Genomic DNA, 25,176 nt, shown 5'->3' with positions numbered 1-25,176 from the left:
TCCTTCCCATAGGTTTAGTTGATGATGCTAACACTGTCCTGGACACTCGTTCATGAACCGGTGGAGTTGCGCGGAACCGACGCTAAACTTGGTCCATGGCATCGATAGCTACGGTGATAAGCACCAACGTCGCGCGTGAGCAGGAGGATCCGGGCGGAGCGCCGCGCGTGAGCGGAATCGACAAACGTCCAGCACCTGAGATCGTCGTGGAGATTCCCGGCCCGAACTACGGGGATGGCCCGGGCGTGCGCGGAGACGTCATCGGTGACACCAAGCACCACGGTGGGCTGCAGAAAGCTGTCTACGCGTTCGCGCGCGAGCGCTACGACTGGTGGGAGGGGCAGCTGGGACGCTCGCTTGACGACGGCACCTTCGGCGACAACCTCACCACCTCCGGCATCGACTGGACGGAGGTGCTGATCAACCAGCGCTTCCGCGTTGGGGAGGCGGAGCTCGAGGTAAGCGTGCCGCGCCAGCCGTGCCGCACGTTCGCTGCGTGGATGGGGGAGAAAGGCTGGGTGAAGCGCTTTGCCCAAAGCGGCGATTGCGGCTGTTACTTCCGCGTTGTCGTTCCCGGAGTAATCCGCCCGGGCGCGGAGATCGTCGCCGTTGACGCCCCTGAGCACGGTGTGACCATGGGCGAAGCCTTTGCCGCGGCGATGGGTGACGCGGACGCGGCGCGGCGTGTGTGGGAGCAGAGGGTTCTTCCCCCGCTGTATCAGGAGCGCCTCGATCGGAGGTTCGGTCGTGACTGAGACGCAACGGCAGCGCGATAAAGCGAAAAAGCGCGCTGAGCTTTTGGCCACCGCGGCGGAGATTATGACGCGCAAGGGCTTCCATCAGACTCGGCTTGCTGACATCGGCGCCGCAGTCGGGATTTCTGGCCCGGGCATGTACCGCTACGTGGAGAGCAAGGATGCCCTGCTCGCGGAGATCCTTGACGAAATCTCGGAGCGGCTCATTGTCGGGGCACGGGAGATTGTCGCTCGTGGTCGGGAGGGCTCCGCGGGGCCGCGGGAGGTGATGGGGGAGCTGGTCGCTTTCCACGTCCACATCGCGGTGACGGAGCCGAACGTGGTCAGTGTCCAGGAGCGCGAGCTGAAAAACCTCGAGCCCGCCAACCAGGAGCCGGTGCGTGCGAAGCAGCGCGAGTACCTGGCGTTGTGGGCGTCGGTCTTGCTTGAGGAGCGGCCGGACCTGGGCGCGGAGGTGGCCGCCATGCGGGTGCAGCTCGTGGCTGGAATGATCAACTCGATCCGCTACGTCATTCGCCGCGCTGGCCCGGAGGCGGTGCGCGAGCACGCGTACCGGATGGCTATGGAGGCGCTCTTCGCCTAGACCCGTGGGGTCTCTGCGGCGGGGCTCTCTTGGGGCAAATCTGTGCGATAAGCGAAAAAATTTCCCAAATGTGTTGTGGAGCACATTGCTCGGGGTTAGATTGGTTCCCACGGGAAAGTTAATCCAGATTAACTGAACCAATGGTGACCGTTTCCGACCCGAAGGGAAGCCATGGACTCTCCGCACACCTACCGCGCACAGCACGAGGAACTCGTCGCTGATCTCCGCCGTCTGCTCGAGGACACCGCCCGAGGCGGATCTGACACAGCACGCGAGCGCCACACCTCGCGCGGCAAGATTCTGCCCCGCGAGCGCATCGACCAGCTCCTCGATCCAGGCTCGCCCTTCCTCGAAGTCGCGCCCCTTGCGGCCTACGGCATGTACGGCGGGAAAGTCGCCGCCGCGGGAGTTATCGCCGGCGTCGGGCTTGTCGAGGGCTGCCGGTGCATGGTCGTGGCCAACGACGCCACCGTCTCCGGTGGAACCTACTACCCGATGACGGTGAAAAAGCACCTCAGAGCCCAGGAGATTGCGGCCGACAACCACCTGCCGTGCATCTACCTCGTCGACTCGGGCGGAGCGATGCTGCTCAACCAGTCCGAGGTGTTCCCGGACCGCGACCACTTTGGCCGCATCTTCTACAACATGGCCACCATGTCCAAGCGCGGCATCCCGCAGATTTCCGCCGTGATGGGATCGTGCACCGCCGGCGGGGCCTACGTTCCCGCGATGGCGGATGAAAACGTCATCGTGAAAAACCAGGGCACCATCTTCCTTGCAGGACCCCCGCTAGTAAAAGCGGCCACCGGTGAGGAAGTCACTCCGGAGGAGCTTGGCGGTGGCGACCTGCACTCAAAGACCTCGGGTGTGACGGATCACTTGGCACTGGATGATTCGGATGCGCTGCTGCGCGTCCGGCGCATCGTCGCTACGCTTCCCCGGGATAAGGAACCCGCCTGGGACGTCGTCGAGACCGTCGAGCCGACCCGCGCGCAGGACGAGCTGTACGACGTTGTGCCTCCCGGCAACCGCGACCCTTACGACGTGCGCGAGGTCATCGAGATTCTTGTCGACGGCGGCGAGTACGACGAATTCAAAGCCGAGTTCGGAACGACTCTGGTCACCGCCTTCGCCAGAATCCACGGGCACCGGGTGGGCATCATCGCCAACAACGGAATCCTGTTGGCGGAGTCGGCGCAGAAGGGCGCGCACTTCATCGAGCTGTGCGACCAACGCGCCATCCCCCTGGTGTTCCTCCAGAACACCACCGGGTTCATGGTGGGCCGCGAGTACGAAGCGGGCGGAATTGCCAAACACGGCGCGAAGATGGTCAACGCCGTGGCAACCACGCGCATGCCTAAGTTCACCGTCGTCATCGGCGGAGCCTTTGGTGCCGGCAACTACTCCATGTGCGGCCGCGCCTACTCGCCGCGGTTTTTGTGGATGTGGCCCAACGCCCGCATCTCTGTGATGGGTGGGCCGCAGGCGGCGATGACGCTGTCCACCGTGCGCCGCAACCAGATCGAGCGCTCGGGCGGGGAGTGGAGCGACGCGGAGCAGGAAGCTTTCGAGGCACCCATCCGCGAGCAGTTCGACACCGAATCCCACCCCTACTACTCCTCGGCGCGCCTCTGGGACGACGGAGTCATCGACCCCGCCGACACGCGCCGCATCCTGGGGCTCGCCCTCGACACCGCCGCGAACGCCCCGCTCGAGGACGCGGGCTACGGCATCTTCCGCATGTAGGCCGACAGGAGGACAGACACCATGAGTACAACGCAGAACACGCCCGTCATCGACACAGTCCTTGTGGCCAACCGCGGTGAGATCGCCTGCCGCGTCATCCGCACCCTGCGCGAACAGGGCGTTCGCTCCGTCGCCGTCTACTCCGACGCGGATGCAGATGCACCGCACGTGCGCGACGCCGACGTTGCTGTGCATATCGGCCCAGCCCCGGCGCGCGAGTCCTACCTCGTGGCGGAGAAGATCATCGACGCAGCGAAGCGGACCGGCGCGCAGGCAATCCACCCCGGGTACGGGTTCTTGTCCGAAAACGCTAGCTTTGCTAGGGCTTGCGAGGAGGCAGGCATTGTCTTTATGGGACCGCCCGCGGCCGCGATCGAGATCATGGGTGACAAGATTTCTGCGCGAGAGGCCGTCGAAAAGCGAAACGTGCCCACAGTGCCGGGGCTGTCACGGCCGGGCTTAAGCGATGCGGAGCTCATCGCGGCAGCACCCGGCGTCGGCTTTCCGGTGCTTATTAAGCCGTCCGCCGGAGGCGGTGGCAAGGGCATGCACCGTGTGGAGCGTGAAGAGGACATGGCTGCGGCGCTGGAAACGGCGCGTCGCGAAGCTGCAGGTGCCTTCGGGGACGATTCGCTGTTCATCGAACACTTCGTGGACACGCCGCGCCACATCGAGGTGCAGATCCTCGCCGACACCCACGGCAACGTCATCCACCTCGGCGAACGCGAGTGCTCCTTGCAGCGCCGCCACCAGAAGGTCATCGAGGAGGCGCCGAGCCCGCTTCTCGACGCCACCACCCGCACCGCCATCGGCGAAGCCGCCTGCGACGCCGCGCGCTCCGTCAAGTACGTCGGCGCCGGCACAGTCGAATTCATTGTCCCCGCGGCCCGGCCAGGTGACTTCTACTTCATGGAGATGAACACCCGCCTCCAGGTGGAGCACCCCGTCACCGAGGAGGTCACGGGACTCGACCTCGTCGCTCTGCAGCTCGCCATCGCGCGCGGGGACGAACTCCCGCTGACCCAGGACGACGTCGCCTTGACCGGCCATTCCGTCGAAGCGCGCATCTACGCGGAGGACCCGGCGAACGGCTTCCTGCCCAGCGGCGGCACGATCACGGCCGTTGTCGAGCCGCACGGGCCGGGAGTGCGCGTGGACTCGGGCGTGACCAGCGGCTCCGAGGTGAGCTCGCTGTACGACCCGATGCTGATGAAAGTGATCACCCACGGCGCCGACCGCGCGCAGGCCATGGACCGCCTCGACGCGGCGCTGTCCCAGCTGGTGGTCGCGGGGATCAGCGTCAACACCGACTTCAACCGGTACCTGCTCGGCGTCCCGGAGGTGCGCTCCGGCGACCTCGACACCGGGTTGCTCGACCGTGTCGCGGCTGGATATACCCCGCGCGAGGCCCCGACGGCGGCGCTCGCGGTGGCCGCTCTCGCCGTGCGGCGGGCGCAGCGGGTGGGTCAGGCCTCCTCCGCGTGGACGCCAACCGACGGCTGGCGTGTGGGGGAGAACTACCCCTATGCGCTGCGCCTGGACGACGGCGCCGGCGAGGTGCTCGTCCGGATCGCCGGCACCGGCTCTCGGGCCGAGATCTCCGTCGAAGACCGCGATCCCTTGGAGCTCACCGTCGGCGAGTGGGACGACAGGAGCCCCCGCAGCTCCCGCGACGCGCCGGGTACCTGGGCGAGCGTGGGTGTGCTTGTCGACGGAGTGCGTGAGACCTGGTTCACCCGCGTCGACAACGACAACGTGATCGTGTCCAACGGTTCCGGTGCCTGGCACCTGACCAGGCGATCCGCCGTGCGCTCCGCGGCGGAGGAAGAAGCCGGCTCCAACACCACGCTCGTCTCGCCGATGCCGGGAACCGTCATCGTCCACTCCGTTGCCGCGGGCGACCGGGTCGAACCCGGCGACGCCGTCCTCGCCGTCGAGGCGATGAAGATGGAGCACGTTTTGCGCGCCGAAGTCGCCGGCACCGTCACCTTCCACTGCGAGGTCGGCCAGCAGGTCCCCGGCGGGCACGTGCTGGCCACCATCGAGCCCGACGGTACCGAGCCCGGCACTGACACCGGGGACACTCCGAGCTGACGTTTTACCCCCACCCATCCATAAAGCACACGAAAGGACAGAGAAGACATGAGTGACATCAACATCTCCCAGCTGCCCGAGGAGTACCGCGAGCTGCAGACCATCGTGCGCGAATTCGCCAACGAGGTCGTCGACCCGGTCGCCTACACCCACGACAAGGACCACACCTTCCCCTACGAGGTCGTCGCCCAGATGGGCGAGATGGGACTGTTTGGCTTGCCCATCCCGGAGGAATACGGCGGAATGGGCGGAGACTATCTGCTGCTGGGCCTCGCCCTCGAGGAGCTCGGGCGCGTGGACCAGTCCGTGGCGATCACCCTGGAAGCCGCCGTCAGCCTGGGGCAGATGCCCATCCTGCGTTTTGGTACCGAGGAGCAGAAGCAGGAACTGCTTCCCGACCTCGCGGCCGGAACAGCCCTAGCGGGTTTCGGCTTGACCGAGGCCGAGGCAGGCTCGGATGCCGGCGCTACCCGCACCACGGCGACGGAGGACGGCGGGGACTTTGTCATCAACGGATCGAAGCAGTTCATCACGAACTCAGGAACCGACATCACCAAGTTCGTCACCGTCACCGCTGTGACCGGGCAGAACAGCGACGGTAAGAAGGAAATCTCCACCATCATCGTCCCGAGTAACACCGAGGGCTTCACCGCTGAACCCGCCTACGACAAGGTCGGCTGGAATGCCTCGGACACCCACCCGCTGACGTTCAGCAACGCCCGCGTGCCCCAGTCCAACCTGCTCGGTGAGCGCGGCCGCGGCTACGCGAACTTCCTGTCCATCCTCAACGAGGGGCGCGTCGCCATCGCGGCTCTGGCCGCGGGTGTGGCCCAGGGATGCGTCGACGAAAGCGTCAAGTACGCGAAGGAGCGCACCTCCATGGGCCGTAAGATCGCCGACTACCAGGCGATCTCCTTCACCATCGCGCGCATGGAAGCTCGCGCCCACAACGCCCGCCTGGCGTGGATGGACGCGGCGGCGAAGATGGTCAACGGGCGCGACTTCCGCCGCGAGGCGTCGATAGCCAAGCTCGTGGCTTCCGAGGCCGCGATGGACAACGCCCGCGACGCCACCCAGATCCACGGCGGCTACGGGTTCATGAACGAGTACCGCGTTGCGCGCCACTACCGCGACTCGAAGATCCTCGAGATCGGCGAAGGCACCAGCGAGGTGCAGCTGCTCCTCATCGCCCGCGAGCTGGGACTGGGATAGGGGTGAAATGTAATGGCTGACCTCACGGAGACAACCACGAAGGCAATCGTGCAACGCGGACTCTGGTACGAGGAGTACGAGACGGGGGTGCGTTACCTGCACCGCCCGGGCCGCACCGTCACAGAGACCGACGACGTCGTCTTCACCACCTTGACCATGAACACCCAGCCTCTGCACCTGGACGCGCACTGGGCGTCAGAGCAGCCGGGGTTCGACGGGCAGCGCCTGGTCAACTCGATGTGGACGCTCTCCACCGTCGTCGGGTTGTCTGTCTCGCAGCTCACCCTGGGCACGATCGTGGCGAACCTGGGATTTAAGGAGGTGTCCTTCCCCGCCCCTATGCTCCACGGCGACACTCTCTACGCCGAGACCGTGTGCACGGCCAAGCGCTTGTCTTCCTCGCGCCCGGGGCAGGGCATCGTCGAGCTCGAGCACATCGGGCGAAACCAGCGCGGCGAGATCGTCTGCCGAGCGGTGCGCACCACGCTTGTCCTGTGCGACCCGGAAGGGGCAAACGCGGGGGAGGTGCCGTGATGAAAACGCAGCAGTGGCTCCCCACAGGCCCCGCGATCCTGTTTGCGCCCGCCGATCGTCCGGAGCGCTTTGCCAAGGCCGCGGCACGCGCGGACATGGTGGTCCTCGACCTCGAGGACGGATGCCAACCCGGTAACCGGGAGCCGGCGCGCGCGAACATCGCCGCATGCGGGCTGGACCCGCAGCGCGTCATCGTCCGGGTCAACCCGGTCGACTCGCCAGATTTCCGCCTCGACGTGGAGGCTCTTGCCAGCACCGCTTTTACCCAGGTCATGCTGGCCAAAGCGGAGGGAAAGGCCGACATCGATCGCCTCACGCAGGCGCTGCCCGGGGCGCAGGTCATCGCCCTGGTGGAAACCCCGCTCGGTGTCATCTCCGCGGCGGAGATCGCTTCCCACGACGCGGTGGTGGCCATGTTCTGGGGCGCCGAAGACCTCACCGCCGGGCTCGGCGGATCCTCCTCCCGCAGGGCGGACGGCACCTACCGCGACGTACCCCGCCTGGCGCGCGCCAGTGTGCAGATCGCCGCTGCCGCGAGCGGGAAGGCCGCACTCGACTCCGTCTACGTTGACATCGCCGACCTTGAGGGGCTGCGCGCAGAAGCGGCGGATGCCGCCGCGCTCGGTTACGCCGGGACCGTGTGCATCCACCCCACCCAAGTCCGTGTCATCCGGGAGGAGTACCGCCCGAGCCCCGAGGAAGCCGACTGGGCGCGACGCCTGCTCGAGGCCGCAGAGACCAACCGCGGAGCCTTCGCCTTCGAGGGCTCCATGGTCGATGAGCCTCTCTTCCGGCAGGCCCAGGCGATCGCGCGCCGGGCCGCGGCAACGGCTACGGAAACAACCGCACCGAAAGTGAACACCCCGAACACAACCACCCCGAGTTCCGACGAGAAAGGCAGCGAACAATGACCAAGGTAGACACCGTCGCCACCGGGGCCACCGAGCCCCGATTCACCTCCACTCCGTGGGGCTCCGTCGCCGTCGACGCGGAGGGCAACCCATTGTCGTGGGTGCGCGGGCAAACGCTGGAGCAGGGCGCGCCTCCGCTTCTGCAACACACGCTCGGCCAGATGTTGCGCGAGGTCGTCGAGCGCTATCCGCAGCGCGATTGCATTGTGGACATGTACGCCGATGCTTCGTTCACCTACGAACGCTTTTACAACCGCGTTCTGCGCCTCGCCTCGGCGTTTATACGCCACGGTCTGCGCAAGGGTGACAGGGTGGCCATCTGGTCGACCAATCGCTGGGAGTGGATCATCGTCCAGTGGGCCTGCCACCACATTGGCCTGATCCTGGTCAACATCAATCCCGCCTACCGCCAGTCCGAGCTGAATTACGTTCTGGAGAAATCCGGCACCAAGGTCGTTTTCGCCGCGCCGCGGTTCAAGGACTCCGACTACCGCTCGATGCTCAACGAAGCCCGCAAGCAGCGCGGCGTGAAGGTGGAGACAGTCATCTACTTCGGGTCGACCGAGTGGTACGACGCCATGCACGGGGAGATCGACGATCTGAGCGAATACACCTCCGAGCTGGACAAGGACGACCCGATCAACATCCAGTTCACCTCGGGCACCACGGGTTTCCCGAAGGGTGCGACGCTGACCCACGCGAACATTCTCAACAATGGCTACTTCGTCGGGGAGAACCAGAACTTCACCCACGAAGACCGCATCGTGGTTCCGGTGCCGTTCTTCCACTGCTTCGGCATGGTCATGGGCACGATCGGGGCGTTCTCCCACGGGGCGACGGTGATTATTCCCTCGCCGTCGTTCAAGTCCCGCGAAACCCTCAAGGCCGCCCAAGTGGGCAAGGCGACGTCCCTCTACGGCGTTCCCACCATGTTCATCCAGGAGCTTGAGGAAGCCCACGACCAGGACGAGTTCGGCAGCCCCTACAAACTCGATGCGCTGCGCACCGGAGTCATGGCCGGCACCTCGTGCCCGTCCAAGACCATGCGCGACGTGATGGAGAAGTTCGGCATGAACGAGGTGACTATCTGCTACGGCATGACCGAGACATCGCCGGTGTCCTTCCAGACCCGCTCCGATTCCCCGGAGGACAAAAGGGTCAATACCGTCGGGCTGATTCAACCCCACCTGGAGTGCAAGCTTGTCGACGAAGCCACGGGCGACGTCCTGCCCATCGGCGAGCAGGGCGAGATTTGGATCCGCGGATACTCGGTGATGAAGGGGTACTGGGAGCACCCGGAGAAGACGGCGGAGGCGATCACCGAGGATGGCTGGATGCGCACCGGAGACTTGGGCACGTTCGACGAGGACGGCTACCTCTCGGTGACGGGCCGACTCAAGGACATGGTGATCCGGGGCGGGGAGAACATCTACCCGCGTGAGGTCGAGGAGTTCCTCTTCTCCCACCCGGACATCGTCGACGCCCAGGTTATCGGCGTGCCGGACGAGAAGTACGGCGAGGAGATCATGGCGTGGATCATCCTGCGCGACGGCGTCGAAACGCTCACCGCAGACGACATCGCCGAGTTCGCCCACGGCAAGCTCTCGCGCCACAAGGTGCCGCGCTACGTCCACGCGGTGAGCGAGTACCCGATGACCGTCTCCGGAAAGGTGCGAAAGATCGAGCTGCGCGAGATGGCGCCTCGCGTGCTGGGGTGGGTGTAGGCCATGGCACTGAACAAGCAGATTCAGCGCGGCGAGCTCGACGAGCTCATGGCCGCGACGGTGCGCGACGGCATGACGCTGGCCGTCGGCGGCTTCGGGCTCAGCGGCAATCCCTTCGAGTTGATCGCCTCTCTCGCGCGTGTCGGCCGCACGGGTTTGACCATCGTGTCCAACAACATGGGCGTCGACGGTCGCGGGCTTGGGATTCTTCTGGAGAACAACCAGGTTGCCCGCGTCGTGGCGAGCTACGTCGGGGAGAACAAGGAGTTCGCGCGCCAGTACCTCGCCGGGGAGCTCGAGGTCGAGTTCAACCCGCAAGGCACCCTCGCGGAGCGCCTGCGCGCCGGCGGGGCGGGGATCCCGGCGTTCTACACCGCCACCGGTGTGGGCACGCAGATCGCCGAAGGCAAACCGACGGCGACGTTCGACGGGCGAGAGTACGTGCTGGAGCGCGGCATCGTTGCGGACGTCGGGCTCGTCCACGCCTACCGCGGTGACGTCGGAGGCAACCTCGTCTACCGCCGCACCGCGCGAAACTTCAACCCCTTGTGCGCGGAATCCGGCGTGGTCACCATCGCGGAAGTAGAGAACATTGGACCTCTTGGCTCCATTGACCCGGACGAGGTGATGACGCCGGGCGTTCACATCGACCACATCCTGCAGGTCGATCCCGGTGACAAACCCATCGAGCAACGCACCGTGCGCCCCCGCCGGGGCAGTGAGGAGGCCTAGTATGAGCGAGAAAGCAACCGGCTGGACGCGCGATGAGATGGCCGCGAAGGCAGCCGCCGAGCTTCGCGACGGCGACTACGTCAACCTGGGCATCGGTATACCGACGCTGGTGGCGAACAACCTGCCCGACGGCGTCGACGTCATCCTGCAAAGTGAAAACGGCATCCTCGGGATGGGCCCGTTCCCCTACGAAGGGGAGGAGGACGCCGACCTGATCAACGCGGGCAAGCAGACAGTCACCCTGCGTGAGGGTGCGGCGGTGTTCGACTCGGCCACCAGCTTCGCCATGATCCGCGGGGCGAAGGTCAAGGTGGCAGTGCTTGGCGCGATGGAGGTCGCGCAGAACGGGGACCTAGCCAACTGGATGATCCCCGGGAAGATGGTCAAGGGCATGGGTGGGGCGATGGACCTGGTGGCGGGAACTCCGCGGGTGATCGTCCTGACGGATCACGTCACCCGCGACGGCGCCCCGAAACTCCTGCGTGAGTGCACCCTGCCGCTGACCGGGGCGGGCGTGGTGGACCGCATCATCACGGACAAGGGGGTGTTCGACGTGTCCACAACCCCAGGCGGCCCGCTTGTGCTGCGCGAGCTCGCCCCCGGGGTGAGCGTGGAGGATATTGCTGCCACGACGGAGGCCGAGTTCGTCGTCGACCTTGATACCACCTGACCTGAGGGAACGCTGCGTCGCGGCACTGCGTCACGCGCCCGGGTACACCCCCGGGCGCGAATTTTTTGCTCTAATCCGTTGTGGCGTGGCTCACTGTCTATTATTTTAGTTAATGACCATTAACTCAAATGTAGAGGGAGGACGGCATGCGGATCGCAGTGCTGGTCAAGGAGGTTCCCGACACCTACGGCACTCGGGTACTCGACCTGGAAACCGGCCTGACCGAACGGACAGGCGAGATGGTCCTCGACGAAATCGGGGAGCGCGCCGTGGAAGCGGCGCTGGTACTTGCCGCGGCGGACGACTCCAGCACAGTCGAGTTGGTCTGCGTCGGCCCAGAGTCGGCGGAGTCCAGCCTGCGCCGCGGCCTCGCAATGGGTGCCGACTCCGCCATCTTGGTCAGCGACGCCGCCCTCGCCGGGGCGGATCTCGGCCAAACCGCGGAAATTATCGCCTCCGTCGCTGGGCGCAACCCCTACGACCTCATCGTGGCGGGCAACCTGTCCACCGACGGCAACGCTGGTGTGCTACCGGCGATGGTGGCGGAGCTGCTCGGTCTGCCACAGCTGACCAACCTCACGGAGATGAGCGTCGCGGGCGGGGTGCTCAGCGCCACCCGCGCCACGGACGACGGCACCGCGACCCTCGAGGCGGAGCTGCCTGCGGTTGTCTCCGTAACCGAGGCATTCCCCGAGCCGCGCTACCCCAACTTCAAAGGTCTGATGGCGGCGAAGAAGAAACCCGTGGAGCGCCCCACCTTGGCCGAGCTCGGCATCGATGCTGGGGACTTCACCCACGCCCGCTCCATCATGATCGAGGTCGCGCAGTGCCCGCCGCGTGAGGCGGGCACCGTCGTCACCGACGACGGCACCGCAGCGCAGCAGCTCGCCGACTACCTCGTGTCCCACCGACTCGTCTAGCACTGCCAGGAGACCGCCATGATTACCTCACACATCAACGAGATCCTCGTCGTTGTCGACCGCGACAGCAGCGGTGCTTTGGCCGCTTCCACAGCGGAGTTGCTCGGCGCCGCGGCGGCCGTTGGTTCCCCCGTCGCCCTGCTCGGCATCGGGCAGGAGGAGGGGCCCGACGAGCTCACCGCTGAGCTCGGACGGCTGGGCGCCCAGCGCGTGATCACTGCGCGCGTCGACAGCTCCCAGCTCACAGTCCCGCTTGTCGACGCCACCTGCGTCGCCGACGACACCCTTTCACCCGCCGCAATCTTGTGCGCGAACTCCGTGCACGGCCGCGATATCGCCGCGCGCGTCGCGGCCCGCCTGCACCGCGCGATCAACGTCGACGCCACCGGCGTGCGCACGGACGAGGAGGGGATTGTCACCGACCACTCGGTCTACGGCGGCGACTTCCTCGCCGTCGCGGCGTCGACGCACAACGCGCCGGTGGTGACGCTGCGCCTCGGTGCCGTGGACCATCGCGCGGAGCCGACCGAACCGTCCGTCGAGGAACTTGAGTACTCGTCGTCGGATACGCGCGCCGCCACGGTCACCGGCACCACACCGCAGGATGACAGCGGTTCACGCCCGGACCTGCGCGGCGCGGCGCGCGTCGTCTCCGGTGGGCGGGCCTTGGGCTCGGAGGAGAAGTTCGAGGAAGTGGTCGGCTCCCTCGCCGACGCCCTGGGCGCGGCGGTTGGAGCGTCGCGCGCGGCCGTGGACGCGGGCTACGTGCCGGCAGCCCACCAGGTGGGTCAGACCGGTGTGGTTGTGTCCCCGCAGCTCTACATCGCGCTCGGCATCTCGGGTGCGATCCAGCACCTCGCCGGCATGCAGACCGCAGGCACGATCGTGGCCATCAACAGTGACCCGGAAGCCCCGATCTTCGACATCGCCGACTTCGGCATCGTCGGAGACGTCTTCCAGGTCGTGCCGCAGCTTGTCGACGCCCTCAACCAGCGAAAGTAGGAGACCATGGTGACCGCACTCAGGAGGGGCCTGCCGCGCGTTCGCGGCGGCGAACCCTGGCCGCCGGCAGACGCCGGGCCACCCGTAGAGACAACTGCCGCCGCAGCTGTCGAGACTCCCGCCCCGGCGCCGGTACCTGGGCCAACGCAGGATCGCCCCGTGCCGCAGATGCGCCGGGGCCTGCCGCGCGTGCGCGGCGGCGAGCCCTGGCCACCGGTGCACGACGTTCCCGCCGCTGCCGCGCAGCACTCAGAGCCCGATCCCGCACCGACACCACAGCCGGAGCCCGCACCAGAGCCCACACCCGCTCCGGCACCCGCGGTGGAGCGCGGCGGGGAGCGGGAGGGCGTCGAGAAGCGAAAGCTCACGTGGGGCCGTTATACAGCAGGTGCCGTCGGGCTCGTGGTGCTGCTGGCGATGGTCGTCATGAGTGCGCGCTACATCCTGCTCACCGAATGGGGCGCGGGATTCGTGGCCCGCTACGACGGAGTTCCGACCATGCCCGCGGGGGCGCCCGAGGGGTTCCCGGTCTGGCTCAACGCTTTGCACCTGCTCAACTTCTTCCTCATGGTGCTCATCATCCGCACCGGCATGGGGGTGCGCCGTGAGCAGAAACCGGCCGCGTACTTCACGCCGCGCGGCGGGGGCAAGAAGATCAGCCTCACCTTGTGGCTGCACCAGTGCCTCGACGCGCTGTGGGTGGCCACCGGCGCAGTGTTCTACATCCTGCTCTTCTCCACCGGGCAATGGATGCGCATCGTGCCGACCAGCTGGGACGTGTTCCCCAACGCTGTGTCCGCCGGGCTGCAGTACCTCACCTTGGACTGGCCGGTGGAAAACGGCTGGGTGCACTACAACGGCCTGCAGCTTCTGGCGTACTTCACCACCGTATTCATCGCGGCACCGCTGGCGATTATCTCGGGTGTGCGCATGAGCGGGCTGTGGAACGAGAAGTGGGAGAGGCTCTCGCGCGCCTACCCGGCGCCGGTGGCCCGGGCGATCCACTTCCCGGTGATGCTGTATTTCCTCGCCTTCATCGTCATCCACGTCGTCCTCGTGATCGCCACGGGCGCGCTGCGCAACCTCAACCACATGTTCGCGGCCCGCGGATCCGCCGACCCCACCGAATACGCCGGGGATTGGACGGGACTGATCATCTTCGCCGTGTCCCTCGTCGTCCTCGCGGGGTTGATGGTGGCGGCGCGACCCGCGCTTATTGCCCCGCTGGCGCGGCTGCGCGGTGAGGTCACAGCCCGCTAGATTCGCGCCGAATATGCGAGTGATCCCAGACTGAAAGGAGCCCCAATGATGAGCCAGCACTACTTCACCCGCACCGGCGAGAACACCTTCGCGCCCACCATCCACTGCGAGGGCGCCTGGTCGCCGGAGGACTACCACTTCGCCTCCCTGGCAGGGCTTGTCGTCCACGTCGCCGAGCGCTCACGCCCAGCTGGTGACACCAAAAAGCTGGCGCGGGTGTCCTACGACATCCTCGGGCGCCTGCCCCTGGCAGAGGCCACCGTTGAGGTGGAGACGCTGCGCCCCGGTCGCAAAATTGAGCTGGTGCAGGTCACAGTAAAGCTCGCCGGGCGCGACGCGATCATCGCCCGCATCTGGTACCTCGAGGCGTGGGATACCAGCGCGGTCGCCGACGCGTTTAGCCAGACATTCCCGCTGCCGGACGACTGCGTCGACCAGGGATTTTCCACGGCGTGGGGTGGCGGCTACATCCGCCAACTCATCGGGCGGAAGGTTGCGGGGCTGCCCGAGGGCGAGTTCTTCACCTGGTTCACCTCGCCGGCCGCACTCGTGGATTCCGACGAGCGCATCCCGCTCGCCGAGTACTTCTCCCGCATCGATACCGCCAACGGCATCACGGCCAAGCACAGCCCCGAGCAGTGGGCCTTCCCCAACGTGGACCTCACCGTGCACATGTACCGACACCCCGAAGGGGAGTGGACCGGGTTGGAGGCCACCAACACGTGGGGTCCGAGCGGGACGGGCGTGACCTCGACGACTCTGCATGACCTCTCTGGCCCGCTCGGTCGGGCCGAGCAGATGCAGGCGCTGGGTAAGCTCTAGACCCCGCCTGGGAAACCCAGCTGGCGCCACGCCTCGTAGCAGGCCACGGCCGCGGTGTTGGAGAGGTTCATTGACCGGCGCCCGGGCAGCATCGGCACCCGCACCTGCCCGGCGACTCGCGGGTGGTGGGAGTGCTCGCGCGGCAGGCCCGTCGGCTCGGTGCCGAAGAGCAGGGCGTCGCCGTCGCGGTAGGCCACCTCGTGGAAGTAGGTGGTTGCTTGGGTGGTGAAGGCGAAGATGCGGGCGTCGATAAGCGTGGCGAAGCACGCGTCGATGTTTTCGTGGACCGTCACGTGCGCGAGGTCGTGGTAGTCAAGGCCAGCGCGGCGCAGGTGCTTCTCGGTGAGGTCGAAGCCGAGCGGCTCGACGAGGTGGAGATGCGCCCCGGTGCCCGCACACATGCGGATCGCGTTGCCCGTATTTGGTGGGATGACCGGATTATCAAAGATAACGTGGAGTGCGCACACGGGCTCCAAGTCTAGGATGGTGGGCGTGACTGCGAAGAAACTGGATGGCAAGCTCTACCGCGAGGAGATTTTCGCGGACTTGAAAACCCGCGTCGAGGCGCTCAAAGCCAAAGGCATCACGCCGGGTCTGGCGACGGTGCTCGTCGGCGAGGACCCCGCGAGCCAGAACTACGTGCGCATGAAGCACAAGGACTGCGCCGAGCTCGGCATCGCTTCGATCATGAAGGAGCTGCCCGCGGACGCGACGCAAGAAGAGCTCGAGGAGCTTATCGACGCCCTCAATAACGACCCCGCCGTCACCGGCTACATCGTCCAGCTGCCGCTGCCGAAGCACCTCGATGAAAACCGCGTCCTCGAGCTCATCGACCCGGATAAGGACGCCGACGGGCTCCACCCGGTCAACCTGGGCAAACTGGTCCTTAACGAGCCCGCGCCGCTGCCGTGCACCCCGAACGGCTCGCTGAAGTTGCTGGAGCGCTTCGGCGTTGAGCTTGACGGCGCGATCGTCTGCGTCATTGGCCGCGGCGTGACCGTGGGCCGCCCGATCTCGCTGATGCTCACCGCACGCTCCATCAACGCCACCGCCGTTTTGTGCCACACCGGCACGAAGGACCTCGCCGCAGAGACCCGCCGCGCCGACGTGATCATCGCCGCGGCCGGCAAGCCGCACATGCTCACCCCCGACATGGTCAAAGAGGGTGCCGCGATCCTGGATGTCGGCGTGTCCCGCGTCGACGGCAAAACCGTGGGCGATGTCCACCCCGACGTGTGGGAGAAGGCCGCGTGGGTCTCTCCGAATCCGGGCGGCGTCGGTCCGATGACTCGCACCTTCCTGGTGCGCAACATCGTCGAGCGCGCCGAGCAGCTTGCCTAGCTTGTCTTTCGGGCGCCTGCGCGAGCGGATTCCCGGACCGGCCGAGGGGCTGAGCCTGGACAACCCCCACGACCTGCGGAATCCGCCCTCGCGCCTGCCGCTGCGCTTGCAGCAGGCGATGGTGGTCGTCTTCGTGGCGGGCTTCGCGCTGTCGGCGCTGTTTTCCGCCACCGAGCACTGGCGCCGCGCCACCTTCACGTTGGGCGCGGCCCTGGTGTGGCTGGCCCTGATGCGCTACACCTGCGACTCGCGCGTCATCGGGCTTGTCGCCGTGCGCTCGCGGCGCACCGACGCCATCTTCTGCGCTGGGGTGGGGCTCGCGATGATGGGCCTGGCCGGTTCGGTTGACGCGCTGGGCAGTTAGCTGGGCAGCTAGCCGATTAGCGAGACGAACTTGCGCAGGACAATGTCCATCGGGCGGGCCTCCACCAGGAAGGCGTCGTGGCCGACGGGGCTGGACAGTTTCGACATGGCCAGCAGGTCCCCGAGGTTGCGCGAGAGGTGTTCTTGCTGGTGGAAGGGGTAGAGGATATCGGTGTCGACGCCGACGACCATCGTCGGCACCCGCGAGGACGCCAGTGCCTTGTTCAGGCCCCCGCGCCCGCGGCCGACGTCGTGGCGGTTCAGTGCATCCGTCAGGGTCACGTAGCACCCCGCGTCGAACCGCTCGGCGAGCTTTCGTCCCTGGTGGTCCAGGTAGCTCTGCACGGCGAAGCGCTGGTCTCTGTCGCGGTAGGGGCCCAGCGGGTTCTCGCCAGGCTGCGCGGAGGTGCCGAAGCGCTCGTCGATCTCGAGTTCGCCGCGGTAGGTCAGGTGCGCGATGCGCCGTGCTGCCGCGAGGCCGGCGGCGGGGCTGCGGCCGGTGCCGTAGTAGTCGCCGCCGAGCCAGTCGGGGTCGCCCGTGACGGCCGAGATCTGGGCGTCCTGGATGCCGATCTGCCAGGCGCTCGCGCGTGCGGAGACCGCGATGACGCAGGCGTAGCTGACGCGATCCGGGTGGAGAAGCGTCCACTCGAGGGTGCGGGCCCCGCCCATCGAGCCGCCGAGCACCGCATGCACGTGGGTGATGCCGATGTGTTCCAGCGCGGCGCGTTCGGCGTTGACCATGTCGCGGATGGACACGGCGGGAAAGCGTGAGCCCCACGCGCGCCCGTCGGGGTGCGTGCTCGCCGGGCCTGTCGATCCGTAGCAGCTGCCCAGAGCGTTCGTGCTGATCACGCACCAATGGTCCGTGTCGAGCGCCTTGCCCGGCCCGATCGCCTCGCACCACCACTCGGCCGCGTTCGAGTCGCCGGTCAGCGCGTGCTCGACGAGCAGCACGTTGTTGGCTCCGTGGGGGTCGCCGCGAAGTTCTCCCCAGCGTCGATAAGCAATGCTCGCCTCGCTTATCGACGCCCCAGCTTCCGTCCCGAACTCACCAATGCTCTGGTGCGCGAGCTGGCCGGGTGGGGGGAGAGGAACGTTCACGGTGTGGGCTCCCTTGGTGGTTGGAGGAGGTAGGCGCTAGATTGCGGCGAATCCGCGCTCGAGGTCGGCGATGATGTCGTCGATGTCCTCGATGCCGACGGACAGGCGCACGGTGGCCTGGGTGATGCCGGCGCGCTTCAGGCCCGCCTCGTCGGACTGGGAGTGCGTGGTGGAGGCCGGGTGGACCACCAGGGAGCGCACGTCACCGACGTTGGCCAGGTTGGAGTGCAGCTTGAGGGCGTCGATAAATGCCCACGCCTTGGTGCGGTCGTTCTCGTCACCCGCGATGTCGAAGGACAAAACAGCACCGGTGTAGGGGATGCCGAGCTTCTCCTTCGTGGCAAAGTACGGCGAATCCGGCAGGCCGGCGAAGTTGACCTTGGACACCTTCTCGTTCGCGGCGAGGAACTCGGCGACGCGCTGGGCGTTCTGGTTGTGGCGCTCCACGCGCAGGCCCAGGGTGTCCAGGCCCTGCAGGGCGACCCACGCGTTGAACGGGGAAATCGCGGCGCCGGTGTCGCGCAGGATGCCGGCGCGCGCCTTGATCGCGAATGCGGGCGCGCCCAGGTCCGCGTACTTCAGGCCGTGGTAGGCGGGGTCCGGGGTAACGAATCCAGCGAAGACCGGTTGGCCGTCGCGCTCGACGGTCCAGTCGAACGTGCCGCCGTCGACGATCACGCCGCCGATGGCCGCGCCGTTGCCCGTGTAGAACTTCGTGGTGGAGGCGACGACGATGTCGGCTCCGAGCTCCAGCGGCTTGACCAGGGCCGCGGTCGCGATGGTGTTGTCCACGATGAGCGGGACGCTGTTGCGGTGGGCTACCTCGGCGACGGCCGGGATGTCCAGGATGTCTGCGATCGGGTTGCCGAAGGTCTCGCCGTAGAAGGCGCGGGTGTTGTCCTGTACCGCCGCCTGCCACGACTCCGGGTCGTCCGGGTTCTCGACGAAGGTGACGTCGATGCCGTAGCGCTTCAGGGTCACCTGGAACAGGGTCTTGGTGCCGCCGTAGAGGCGCGGGGAGGTCACGATGTGGTCGCCTGCCGACGCCAGATTCGTAATCGCCGCGGTCTCAGCAGCCATCCCGGACGCAAAGGTCACGGCCGCGACGCCGCCCTCGAGGCTGGCGAGGCGATCCTCGAGTGCCTGCTGGGTCGGGTTGGTCAGGCGGGTGTAGATCGGTCCGATGTCGGAGAGGCTGAAACGGTCGGCGGCGTGCTGTGCGTCGTTGAAGACGTAGGACGTCGTCATGTAGATCGGCTGATTGCGTGCCGAGTTGTCGGAATCGAGGGTCTGACCTGCGTGGATAGAGCGGGTGCCGAAGCCCCACTCGCTTGCTTGTGTGTTGTCGTATTTTGCCATGGCCACAATGTAACGTGCGGAACGGCCTCTGTGTACCAAGCGGTCTATTGGGTGGCGTGAACTGGGGTTTCGCGTGAATAAAAATCCGTGTTGGAACCTCGGACTGGACAGAGGGGTCTAATTGTTTATGGGGAAGGACAGGGAGGACCCGCAGCTCGGGTTGGAGCGGCTGCAGCGGTGTGAAGAGCTGCGCGCCGGGCTCGTTCCGGCCCGCCCGGGTAGGCCGGTGGTGCAGCTCGGGGCGTGCTGGGGATACCCGCTCGAGGCGTGGGTGGGGCTGCCCGCCCACGAGAGGCAGTTGGTGGAGATCCTGGCCGCGGACAGGGGCAGCTCCGGCAGTGTCTTCGTCGGGCGTTCGGCCGCGCGCCTCATGGGTATGTGGCTGACCCCGCTTACCAGCGAAACCGTGGAACTCTCCCTCCGCAGCGGCGGATCCTCGCCCAGCCGGCAGGGCCACCCGCGCTACACGTTCCGCCACTCCAGGCTTCACGACGCCGACATCCGCACCGTCTCCGGATGCCCCGTCACCTCGGCGGTCCGCACCTTCGCCGACATCGCCCGCTACCACGGCTTCGCCGAAGGGCTGGTCGCGGCGGACTGGCTGCAGTTCCGGGGTCTGAGCCGCGAGCAGTTGCTGCGCGAGGTCAACGGCCTCGGCCGGTTGGCGGGGATCGCGACGGTGCGGCGGTGTGCGTCACTAAGCGTCGCCTGCTCCGATTCCGGGCCGGAGTCGCTCGCCCGCGCGCACCTGCTGTGCGCCGGGATCGGGCCGCTATCCGTGCAGCACAGGATCGGGGATTACCGCGTTGACCTGCTTATCGACGACTGGCTCATCATCGAAATCGACGGCGCCGTCAAGTACCGGGGTCCGGATGCGGAACAGGTTCGGCAGCGCGAATTCAACCGCCAGAAACGCATCGGCAACATGGGGTACGTCTTCCTGCGCTACACCCCGGAATTCGTGCGGCGCCACCCCGACCGGTTCATCGCGGAGGTGCGCGAGACGCTGGAGGTGCGGCGGAGGATGCTCCGGCGGTAAATGCTCGTCATTTCGGTGTGACGCCTGTGACGGGACGAGCATCTAGGCCGTTTTCGGCCCTCCAGGCACCGCAAACAGGCCTAGATGCTCGTTATTTCCCTGAAACGCGTGTGACGGAACGAGCATGTAGCCCCTGGACGACCGCGCCGCGCCGCGCCGCGCCGACCTACTTGGCCGACTCGGCCAGCTCGTCGATGATCGTGTTGAACGTCTCGGACGGGCGCATGACCTCGAAGGTCTTGGCGCGGTCCGGCAGGTAGTAGCCGCCAAGGTCGGCGGGCGAGCCCTGGACCTTGAGCAGCTCGGCGGCGATCTTCTCCTCGTTGGAGCGCAGCGCCTCGGCGACGGGCGCGAAGGTGGAGGCGATGTCGGCGTCGTCGGTCTGCTTTGCCAGCTCCTCCGCCCAGAAGAGAGCGAGGTAGAAGTGGGAGCCGCGGTTGTCGATCTCGCCGGCCTTGCGCGACGGCGACTTGCCGGCCTCCAGGAGGGTCTCGGTCGCCTTGTCGAGGGCGGTGGCGAGGACGCCGGCGCGGTCGTTGCCGTGGTCGGCTTCCAGGCGCAGGGACTCCGCGAGGGCGAGGAACTCGCCGAGGGAGTCCCAGCGCAGGTGGTTTTCCTCCTGCAGCTGCTGGACGTGCTTCGGGGCGGAGCCGCCGGCACCGGTCTCGAAGAGACCACCGCCGGCCATGAGCGGCACGATGGAGAGCATCTTCGCGGAGGTGCCCAGCTCGAGGATGGGGAAGAGGTCCGTGTTGTAGTCGCGCAGGACGTTGCCGGTCACGGAGATGGTGTCTTCGCCGGCGCGCATCCGCTCGACGGTGATGCGGGTGGCCTCGATGGGGGAGGCGATGGAGATGTCCAGGCCGTCGGTGTCGAGGTCGGCCATGTACTTGTTCACCAGGTCGATGAGGGTGGCGTCGTGGGAGCGTCCCTCGTCAAGCCAGAAGATGGTCTTCATGCCGGACTTGCGGGCGCGGTCGACGGCCAGCTTGACCCAGTCGCGGATCGGGGCGTCCTTGGTCTGGCAGGCGCGCCAGATGTCGCCGGCCTCGACGTCGTGGGACATGAGCACGTCGCCGGCGGAGTTGACTACCTGGACGGTGCCGTCGGCAGGAACCTTGAACGTCTTGTCGTGGGAGCCGTACTCCTCGGCCTTTTGTGCCATGAGGCCGACGTTCGGGACGGTGCCCATGGTGGTCGGGTCGTAGGCGCCGTTGGCGCGGCAGTCGTCGATGACGACCTGGTAGATGCCCGCGTAGGAGGAGTCGGGCAGCACCGCGAGGGTGTCCTGCTCCTGGTCGTCGGCGTTCCACATGTGGCCGGAGGTGCGGATCATGGCCGGCATGGAGGCATCGACGATGACGTCGGACGGAACGTGCAGGTTGGTGATGCCCCTGGAGGAGTTGACCATGGCGAGGTCGGGGCCGTCGTCAAGCGCCTGCTCGAAGGCGGAGCGGATCTCCTCGCCGTTGTCGAGCTCGGACAGTCCGTCGAGGATGGCACCGAGGCCGTTCTCACCGTCGAGGCCCGCGGCGAGCAGCTCCTCTCCGTACTTGTCGTAGACGTCCTTGAAGTAGGCGCGGACGACGTGGCCGAACATGATGGGGTCGGAGACCTTCATCATCGTGGCCTTGAGGTGCGCGGAGAACAGCACGCCGTCTTCCTTGGCGCGCTTGATGGCGTCGAGGAGGAACGCGTCGAGGGCCTTGACGGACATGAAGGTGCCGTCGATAACCTCGCCGGCGATGACGTCGAGCTCGGGCTTGAGGATCTCCTCGGAACCGTCAGCGGTAACCAGCTTGATGGTGAGGGTGTCGTCGGAGTCCATGATGACGGTCTTCTCGTTGTCGCGGAAGTCGTCGGCGTCCATGGTGGCGACGTTCGTCTTCGAATCAGCGGACCAGGCGCCCATCGAGTGCGGGTGGTTGCGCGTGTAGTTCTTAACGGCCTCCGGCGCGCGGCGATCGGAGTTGCCCTGGCGCAGGACGGGGTTGACGGCGGAACCGGTGACCGTGGCGTAGAGCTCGTGGATCTCGCGCTCTTCGTCGGTTGCGGGGTTGTCCGGGTAGTCGGGGATGTCGAAGCCCTGCGACTGCAGTTCCGCGATGGCCTTTTTCAGCTGCACGAGGGAGGCGGAAATGTTGGGCAGCTTAATGATGTTGGCGTCTTCACTCAGCGTGAGATCGCCGAGCTCGGCAAGGGCGTCGTGCGCGAACGTGTCGTTGTTGACGCGCTCCGGGAAGAACGACAGGATGCGCCCGGCCAGCGAAATGTCGCGGGTTTCTACGTCGACGCCCGCGTTGATGGTGAAAGCTTTGACGATCGGCTTCAGCGAATAGGTAGCGAGCAGCGGTGCTTCGTCGGTACGAGTCCAGATGATTTTAGCCACTTTTTTGCTCCTCTATGTTCTTGAAACAATCCAGTGACCTAGGATACTCGTTTTGCGAGGGCTTCATACGCTGATTGGCCGTGACAAGCGTCGATGTACTGTGTTGCGCATGAGTCTCACCATTGCGTCCGTCAACGTTAACGGGATTAGAGCCGCAACCAAGGTCCGCAACGATGACAACCTCGGCATGTTGGAGTGGCTGAAGCACACCCCAGCCGATGTCGTTCTCATGCAGGAGGTGCGCGCTTCCGGCCCGCAGGCCGTTGAGGCGCTCCAGCCCGGCCTTGACAACGGGTGGCACCTCGTGGTCGCGCCCGCCGAGACCCCCGGGGCGAAGGGCCGCGCCGGGGTCGGCATTCTCAGCCGCGAGCCGCTTGCCGACGTCGAAATCGGCATCCCCGACTTCGAGGACGCCGGCCGCTTCATCGCCGGCTCGCTTATCGACGGCACCAGGGTCGCCTCTCTCTACCTCCCCTCCGGATCGGCCGGAACCGCGAAGCAGGACGAGAAGTACGCGTTCCTCGACAGGTTCGAGGCCGCGCTCGAGCAGTGGGCGCTCACCCACCCGCGCATGGTTATCGGCGGCGACTGGAACATCTGCCACCGTCGCGACGACCTGAAGAACTGGCGCACCAACCGCACCAAGTCCGGCTTTTTGCCGGACGAGCGCGCGTTCATGGATTCCGTCTTCGGGGCGTTTCCGGATGCCGAGCCGGAAGACCTCGAGGCGAAGCAGCAGTTCGCGTGGGCGGGAGCTGTGGAGTACGGGTCGGAGCGGCGTCGAGAAGCGGCTGCGGAGCCGAAGTGGTTCGACGTGGCGCGGCGCCTGCAACCCGAGGAGACCGCGTACACGTGGTGGACCTTCCGCGGCCAGGCGTTCAACAACGACGCCGGGTGGCGCATCGACTACCAGGCGGCCACCGCCGAGATGCTCGAGCGCGCGCAGCGTAGCTGGGTGGAAAAGGCTCCCACTGTCGAGCAGCGCTGGTCTGACCACTCGCCGTTGATGGTCGAATACAGCTGATGTCCTCTCTCGACACGGCAGCGCTGGTCACCGTCCTCTACCTGATCGGGATCACCGCGGAGGCGATGACCGCGGCGGTCTCGGCGGGGCGGTTGCGCATGGACCTGTTCGGCGTGGTCACCCTGGGTGCGCTCACCGCACTCGGCGGCGGGACGGTGCGCGACGTCCTGCTCGGCTCGTACCCGTTGACGTGGGTCGAAGAGCCGCGCTACCTGCTCGTGGTCATTGTCGCGTCCGTGGTGACGGTGCGCATCAGCTGGCTGATGCACCACGGGCGGCGCTTGTTCCTCGTTGCCGACGCGATCGGCCTGGCCACCTTCGTCGTGATGGGTATTCAAACCGCCCTCGCGGAGGGGCACGGTTTCATCATCGCGTGCGTGGCCGCGGTGACCACGGGTGTGTCTGGAGGCGTCATGCGCGACGTGCTGTCCGGCCGCGTTCCGTTGGTCTTCCGCAAGGAGATGTACGCCTCCACCGCGGTCATCGGTACATGCGTGTGGTGGGTCCTGCTGTACTTCTCCGTGCCGGAGTGGATCAACGTTCTGGTCACCTTGGCCACGGTGCTTGGCCTGCGCTTGCTGTCGCTAAAGCGCGGCTGGAGCCTGCCGGTGTATGAGTACGACGACGAGGCGGTGAAGTCCCTCAACCCGCGCGAGCAAATGGCGGTGTTTTTGCACAGCCAAGGCCGGAAGCTACCCGGGATCGGCCGGGCCTATCGAGGAATTCGCCGGAAGCGTCCAGGACGGCCGGCGCAGCGTGACGACGGTTAGCGTCTAGGTCGCCGCGGCGGCGGCAAGGACGTAGCGGGAAGCCGCGCGAACGCGCTCCATAGGCTCGCCGTGCCGTCCGGAATCGCGCGCCCCGCTCCCGCCCGCAACACTGCGGCAAGCGAAAACAAGACGAAGCGGGCGTTGGCCCAGGCTACGTGGTGGCGCGCGGCGTGCGGGCGAGAACCCATGCGGAACCGAGCGCCATCGCCGCCAAGGCGATGCCGATAGCCGAGAGGACACCCGCGCTCGGGCTCACTGAGCCGAGGGCGAATCCCGCCCCCAGCCCTGCGACGCACGCACTTCCCACCAGGATCGCCGCCGAACTGAAACGCTTTCCGGCGAGCCCCATCGCAACGCCGGTTAACCCCGCGGCGGCAAAGAAGGTGAAGGTCAGCGCCGCGCTCAACAGGACTGTCGAAACAGAGTGGCCGGCGCCGGGGACGACGTAGGGCTCACCGTTGGTGTCGATGAAGGGGGCTGGGCCGCGGGTGATTAGGAAGACGTCAAAAAGCGAGTACCAGGGGTTGTGCAGCAGCTTCACGTGGGCCGCCACCGAGGTGGCAGCGGTGAGGAGGGCGGCGGACAGAACGGTGAACGCGCCACCTCCGCGCAGGAAGCGGCGGTAGCTGGCACCAAGTTGATTCAGTGCCGGCCAGTTTCCCGCCAGGGAAGCGTTGAGCGCGGCAAGCATGACGCCAGCGAGGAGCGTCCAGGTGGTACCAGACCCGGCGATAAAGCGCCCGCCAGCACTAGCGATTGCGATAACCACGACCAAAACCACGGGGACGAGGTACTTGTGAGGGCTGAGAAAAAGCGACATGT

Annotated in this window: 24 protein-coding genes; 19 read left to right on the top strand and 5 right to left on the bottom strand. The window is 66.5% G+C overall.

The window, feature by feature from the left end; translation table 11 throughout:
* Nucleotides 1-95: 95 nt before the first annotated feature.
* From VVR41_RS07610 to VVR41_RS07545, 14 genes are all read left to right on the top strand, one after another.
* Entirely contained in the window at nt 96-755 is a 660-nt protein-coding gene (locus VVR41_RS07610; RefSeq protein ID WP_321103146.1) for an MOSC domain-containing protein, read from the top strand.
* Nucleotides 748-1,338, top strand: coding sequence for a TetR/AcrR family transcriptional regulator (locus VVR41_RS07605; protein WP_321103148.1), 591 nt, complete (start codon nt 748-750; stop codon nt 1,336-1,338). The genes VVR41_RS07610 and VVR41_RS07605 overlap by 8 nt, the downstream gene beginning before the upstream one ends.
* Before the next feature lie 171 nt (nt 1,339-1,509).
* Nucleotides 1,510-3,084 (top strand): carboxyl transferase domain-containing protein, encoded by a 1,575-nt coding sequence (locus VVR41_RS07600; RefSeq protein ID WP_368524242.1) that lies wholly within the window; start codon nt 1,510-1,512, stop codon nt 3,082-3,084.
* Between the two features lie 21 nt (nt 3,085-3,105).
* On the top strand, nt 3,106-5,178 hold the full coding sequence (locus VVR41_RS07595) for a biotin carboxylase N-terminal domain-containing protein (protein ID WP_368524241.1): 2,073 nt from the start codon (nt 3,106-3,108) through the stop codon (nt 5,176-5,178).
* 48 nt (nt 5,179-5,226) lie between these two features.
* Entirely contained in the window at nt 5,227-6,390 is a 1,164-nt protein-coding gene (locus VVR41_RS07590; protein ID WP_368524240.1) for an acyl-CoA dehydrogenase family protein, read from the top strand.
* 12 nt (nt 6,391-6,402) lie between these two features.
* The gene (locus VVR41_RS07585; RefSeq protein ID WP_368524239.1) at nt 6,403-6,924 is read left to right on the top strand and encodes a MaoC family dehydratase; all 522 of its coding nucleotides are present in this window, start codon (nt 6,403-6,405) and stop codon (nt 6,922-6,924) included.
* Nucleotides 6,924-7,835 carry a CoA ester lyase gene (locus VVR41_RS07580; protein ID WP_368524238.1) on the top strand — a complete coding sequence of 304 codons (912 nt, stop codon included), beginning with the start codon at nt 6,924-6,926 and terminating at the stop codon, nt 7,833-7,835. Before VVR41_RS07585 ends, VVR41_RS07580 begins: the two co-directional genes overlap by 1 nt.
* Nucleotides 7,832-9,559: an AMP-binding protein gene (locus tag VVR41_RS07575; protein WP_368524237.1), complete on the top strand. Its 1,728-nt coding sequence runs from the start codon at nt 7,832-7,834 to the stop codon at nt 9,557-9,559. Before VVR41_RS07580 ends, VVR41_RS07575 begins: the two co-directional genes overlap by 4 nt.
* Nucleotides 9,560-9,562: 3 nt before the next feature.
* A complete protein-coding gene (locus VVR41_RS07570; protein WP_321103094.1) occupies nt 9,563-10,291 on the top strand; it encodes a CoA transferase subunit A in 729 nt (242 codons plus the stop codon).
* 1 nt (nt 10,292) lies between these two features.
* Entirely contained in the window at nt 10,293-10,961 is a 669-nt protein-coding gene (locus tag VVR41_RS07565) for a CoA transferase subunit B (RefSeq protein ID WP_321103092.1), read from the top strand.
* Between the two features lie 146 nt (nt 10,962-11,107).
* The gene (locus VVR41_RS07560) at nt 11,108-11,881 is read left to right on the top strand and encodes an electron transfer flavoprotein subunit beta (RefSeq protein WP_368524236.1); all 774 of its coding nucleotides are present in this window, start codon (nt 11,108-11,110) and stop codon (nt 11,879-11,881) included.
* A 33-nt stretch (nt 11,882-11,914) separates the two neighbouring features.
* Entirely contained in the window at nt 11,915-12,883 is a 969-nt protein-coding gene (locus VVR41_RS07555) for an electron transfer flavoprotein subunit alpha/FixB family protein (protein ID WP_368524261.1), read from the top strand.
* 6 nt (nt 12,884-12,889) lie between these two features.
* Nucleotides 12,890-14,143 (top strand): cytochrome b/b6 domain-containing protein, encoded by a 1,254-nt coding sequence (locus VVR41_RS07550; protein WP_368524235.1) that lies wholly within the window; start codon nt 12,890-12,892, stop codon nt 14,141-14,143.
* A gap of 48 nt (nt 14,144-14,191) precedes the next feature.
* On the top strand, nt 14,192-14,965 hold the full coding sequence (locus tag VVR41_RS07545) for a thioesterase family protein (protein ID WP_368524234.1): 774 nt from the start codon (nt 14,192-14,194) through the stop codon (nt 14,963-14,965).
* Here the strand turns inward: VVR41_RS07545 and VVR41_RS07540 are convergent.
* Nucleotides 14,962-15,432, bottom strand: a complete 471-nt coding sequence (locus VVR41_RS07540) for a tRNA (cytidine(34)-2'-O)-methyltransferase (protein ID WP_321103088.1) — start codon at nt 15,430-15,432, stop codon at nt 14,962-14,964. The two genes, VVR41_RS07545 and VVR41_RS07540, sit on opposite strands and share 4 nt — an antisense overlap.
* 25 nt (nt 15,433-15,457) lie before the next feature.
* Between VVR41_RS07540 and VVR41_RS07535 the strand changes: the two genes are divergently transcribed.
* Nucleotides 15,458-16,306, top strand: a complete 849-nt coding sequence (locus VVR41_RS07535; RefSeq protein WP_368524233.1) for a bifunctional methylenetetrahydrofolate dehydrogenase/methenyltetrahydrofolate cyclohydrolase — start codon at nt 15,458-15,460, stop codon at nt 16,304-16,306.
* Nucleotides 16,299-16,670, top strand: a complete 372-nt coding sequence (locus VVR41_RS07530; protein WP_368524232.1) for a DUF3017 domain-containing protein — start codon at nt 16,299-16,301, stop codon at nt 16,668-16,670. The genes VVR41_RS07535 and VVR41_RS07530 overlap by 8 nt, the downstream gene beginning before the upstream one ends.
* Nucleotides 16,671-16,678: 8 nt before the next feature.
* On the opposite strand, the gene VVR41_RS07525 is transcribed toward VVR41_RS07530, so the two are convergent.
* Nucleotides 16,679-17,773: a homoserine O-acetyltransferase gene (locus tag VVR41_RS07525; RefSeq protein WP_368524231.1), complete on the bottom strand. Its 1,095-nt coding sequence runs from the start codon at nt 17,771-17,773 to the stop codon at nt 16,679-16,681.
* A gap of 36 nt (nt 17,774-17,809) precedes the next feature.
* Entirely contained in the window at nt 17,810-19,132 is a 1,323-nt protein-coding gene (locus tag VVR41_RS07520; RefSeq protein WP_368524230.1) for an O-acetylhomoserine/O-acetylserine sulfhydrylase, read from the bottom strand.
* A 127-nt stretch (nt 19,133-19,259) separates the two neighbouring features.
* On the opposite strand from VVR41_RS07520, the gene VVR41_RS07515 reads away from it, so the two are divergent.
* Nucleotides 19,260-20,171 carry an endonuclease domain-containing protein gene (locus tag VVR41_RS07515; RefSeq protein ID WP_368524229.1) on the top strand — a complete coding sequence of 304 codons (912 nt, stop codon included), beginning with the start codon at nt 19,260-19,262 and terminating at the stop codon, nt 20,169-20,171.
* Nucleotides 20,172-20,337: 166 nt separating this feature from the next.
* On the opposite strand, the gene VVR41_RS07510 is transcribed toward VVR41_RS07515, so the two are convergent.
* On the bottom strand, nt 20,338-22,560 hold the full coding sequence (locus tag VVR41_RS07510; RefSeq protein WP_368524228.1) for an NADP-dependent isocitrate dehydrogenase: 2,223 nt from the start codon (nt 22,558-22,560) through the stop codon (nt 20,338-20,340).
* A gap of 109 nt (nt 22,561-22,669) precedes the next feature.
* On the opposite strand from VVR41_RS07510, the gene VVR41_RS07505 reads away from it, so the two are divergent.
* Together VVR41_RS07505 and VVR41_RS07500 are read left to right on the top strand one after the other, a co-directional pair.
* Nucleotides 22,670-23,584, top strand: a complete 915-nt coding sequence (locus tag VVR41_RS07505) for an exodeoxyribonuclease III (protein ID WP_368524227.1) — start codon at nt 22,670-22,672, stop codon at nt 23,582-23,584.
* Nucleotides 23,584-24,354, top strand: a complete 771-nt coding sequence (locus VVR41_RS07500; protein ID WP_368524226.1) for a trimeric intracellular cation channel family protein — start codon at nt 23,584-23,586, stop codon at nt 24,352-24,354. Before VVR41_RS07505 ends, VVR41_RS07500 begins: the two co-directional genes overlap by 1 nt.
* A 151-nt stretch (nt 24,355-24,505) precedes the next feature.
* Here VVR41_RS07500 and VVR41_RS07495 read toward each other — a convergent pair whose 3' ends face one another.
* Nucleotides 24,506-25,174 carry a hypothetical protein gene (locus tag VVR41_RS07495; RefSeq protein WP_368524225.1) on the bottom strand — a complete coding sequence of 223 codons (669 nt, stop codon included), beginning with the start codon at nt 25,172-25,174 and terminating at the stop codon, nt 24,506-24,508.
* Nucleotides 25,175-25,176 lie beyond the last annotated feature (2 nt).

The sequence above is a fragment of the Corynebacterium sp. LK2510 genome, assembly GCF_040946405.1.
GTDB lineage: Bacteria > Actinomycetota > Actinomycetes > Mycobacteriales > Mycobacteriaceae > Corynebacterium.
Note: the sequence above shows the minus strand (reverse complement) of the source record. Positions and strands in the feature narration are given on the sequence as shown.

Bases quoted from the DNA above. Each gene is read 5' to 3' on its own strand.
- VVR41_RS07610 (WP_321103146.1), top strand. From the start codon at position 96: ATGGCATCGATAGCTACGGTGATAAGCACCAACGTCGCGCGTGAGCAG.
- VVR41_RS07600 (WP_368524242.1), top strand. From the start codon at position 1,510: ATGGACTCTCCGCACACCTACCGCGCACAGCACGAGGAACTCGTCGCT.
- VVR41_RS07595 (WP_368524241.1), top strand. From the start codon at position 3,106: ATGAGTACAACGCAGAACACGCCCGTCATCGACACAGTCCTTGTGGCC.
- VVR41_RS07590 (WP_368524240.1), top strand. From the start codon at position 5,227: ATGAGTGACATCAACATCTCCCAGCTGCCCGAGGAGTACCGCGAGCTG.
- VVR41_RS07585 (WP_368524239.1), top strand. From the start codon at position 6,403: ATGGCTGACCTCACGGAGACAACCACGAAGGCAATCGTGCAACGCGGA.
- VVR41_RS07580 (WP_368524238.1), top strand. From the start codon at position 6,924: ATGAAAACGCAGCAGTGGCTCCCCACAGGCCCCGCGATCCTGTTTGCG.
- VVR41_RS07575 (WP_368524237.1), top strand. From the start codon at position 7,832: ATGACCAAGGTAGACACCGTCGCCACCGGGGCCACCGAGCCCCGATTC.
- VVR41_RS07570 (WP_321103094.1), top strand. From the start codon at position 9,563: ATGGCACTGAACAAGCAGATTCAGCGCGGCGAGCTCGACGAGCTCATG.
- VVR41_RS07565 (WP_321103092.1), top strand. From the start codon at position 10,293: ATGAGCGAGAAAGCAACCGGCTGGACGCGCGATGAGATGGCCGCGAAG.
- VVR41_RS07560 (WP_368524236.1), top strand. From the start codon at position 11,108: ATGCGGATCGCAGTGCTGGTCAAGGAGGTTCCCGACACCTACGGCACT.
- VVR41_RS07550 (WP_368524235.1), top strand. From the start codon at position 12,890: ATGGTGACCGCACTCAGGAGGGGCCTGCCGCGCGTTCGCGGCGGCGAA.
- VVR41_RS07545 (WP_368524234.1), top strand. From the start codon at position 14,192: ATGAGCCAGCACTACTTCACCCGCACCGGCGAGAACACCTTCGCGCCC.
- VVR41_RS07520 (WP_368524230.1), bottom strand. From the start codon at position 19,132: ATGGCAAAATACGACAACACACAAGCAAGCGAGTGGGGCTTCGGCACC.
- VVR41_RS07515 (WP_368524229.1), top strand. From the start codon at position 19,260: ATGGGGAAGGACAGGGAGGACCCGCAGCTCGGGTTGGAGCGGCTGCAG.
- VVR41_RS07505 (WP_368524227.1), top strand. From the start codon at position 22,670: ATGAGTCTCACCATTGCGTCCGTCAACGTTAACGGGATTAGAGCCGCA.
- VVR41_RS07500 (WP_368524226.1), top strand. From the start codon at position 23,584: ATGTCCTCTCTCGACACGGCAGCGCTGGTCACCGTCCTCTACCTGATC.
- VVR41_RS07495 (WP_368524225.1), bottom strand. From the start codon at position 25,174: ATGTCGCTTTTTCTCAGCCCTCACAAGTACCTCGTCCCCGTGGTTTTG.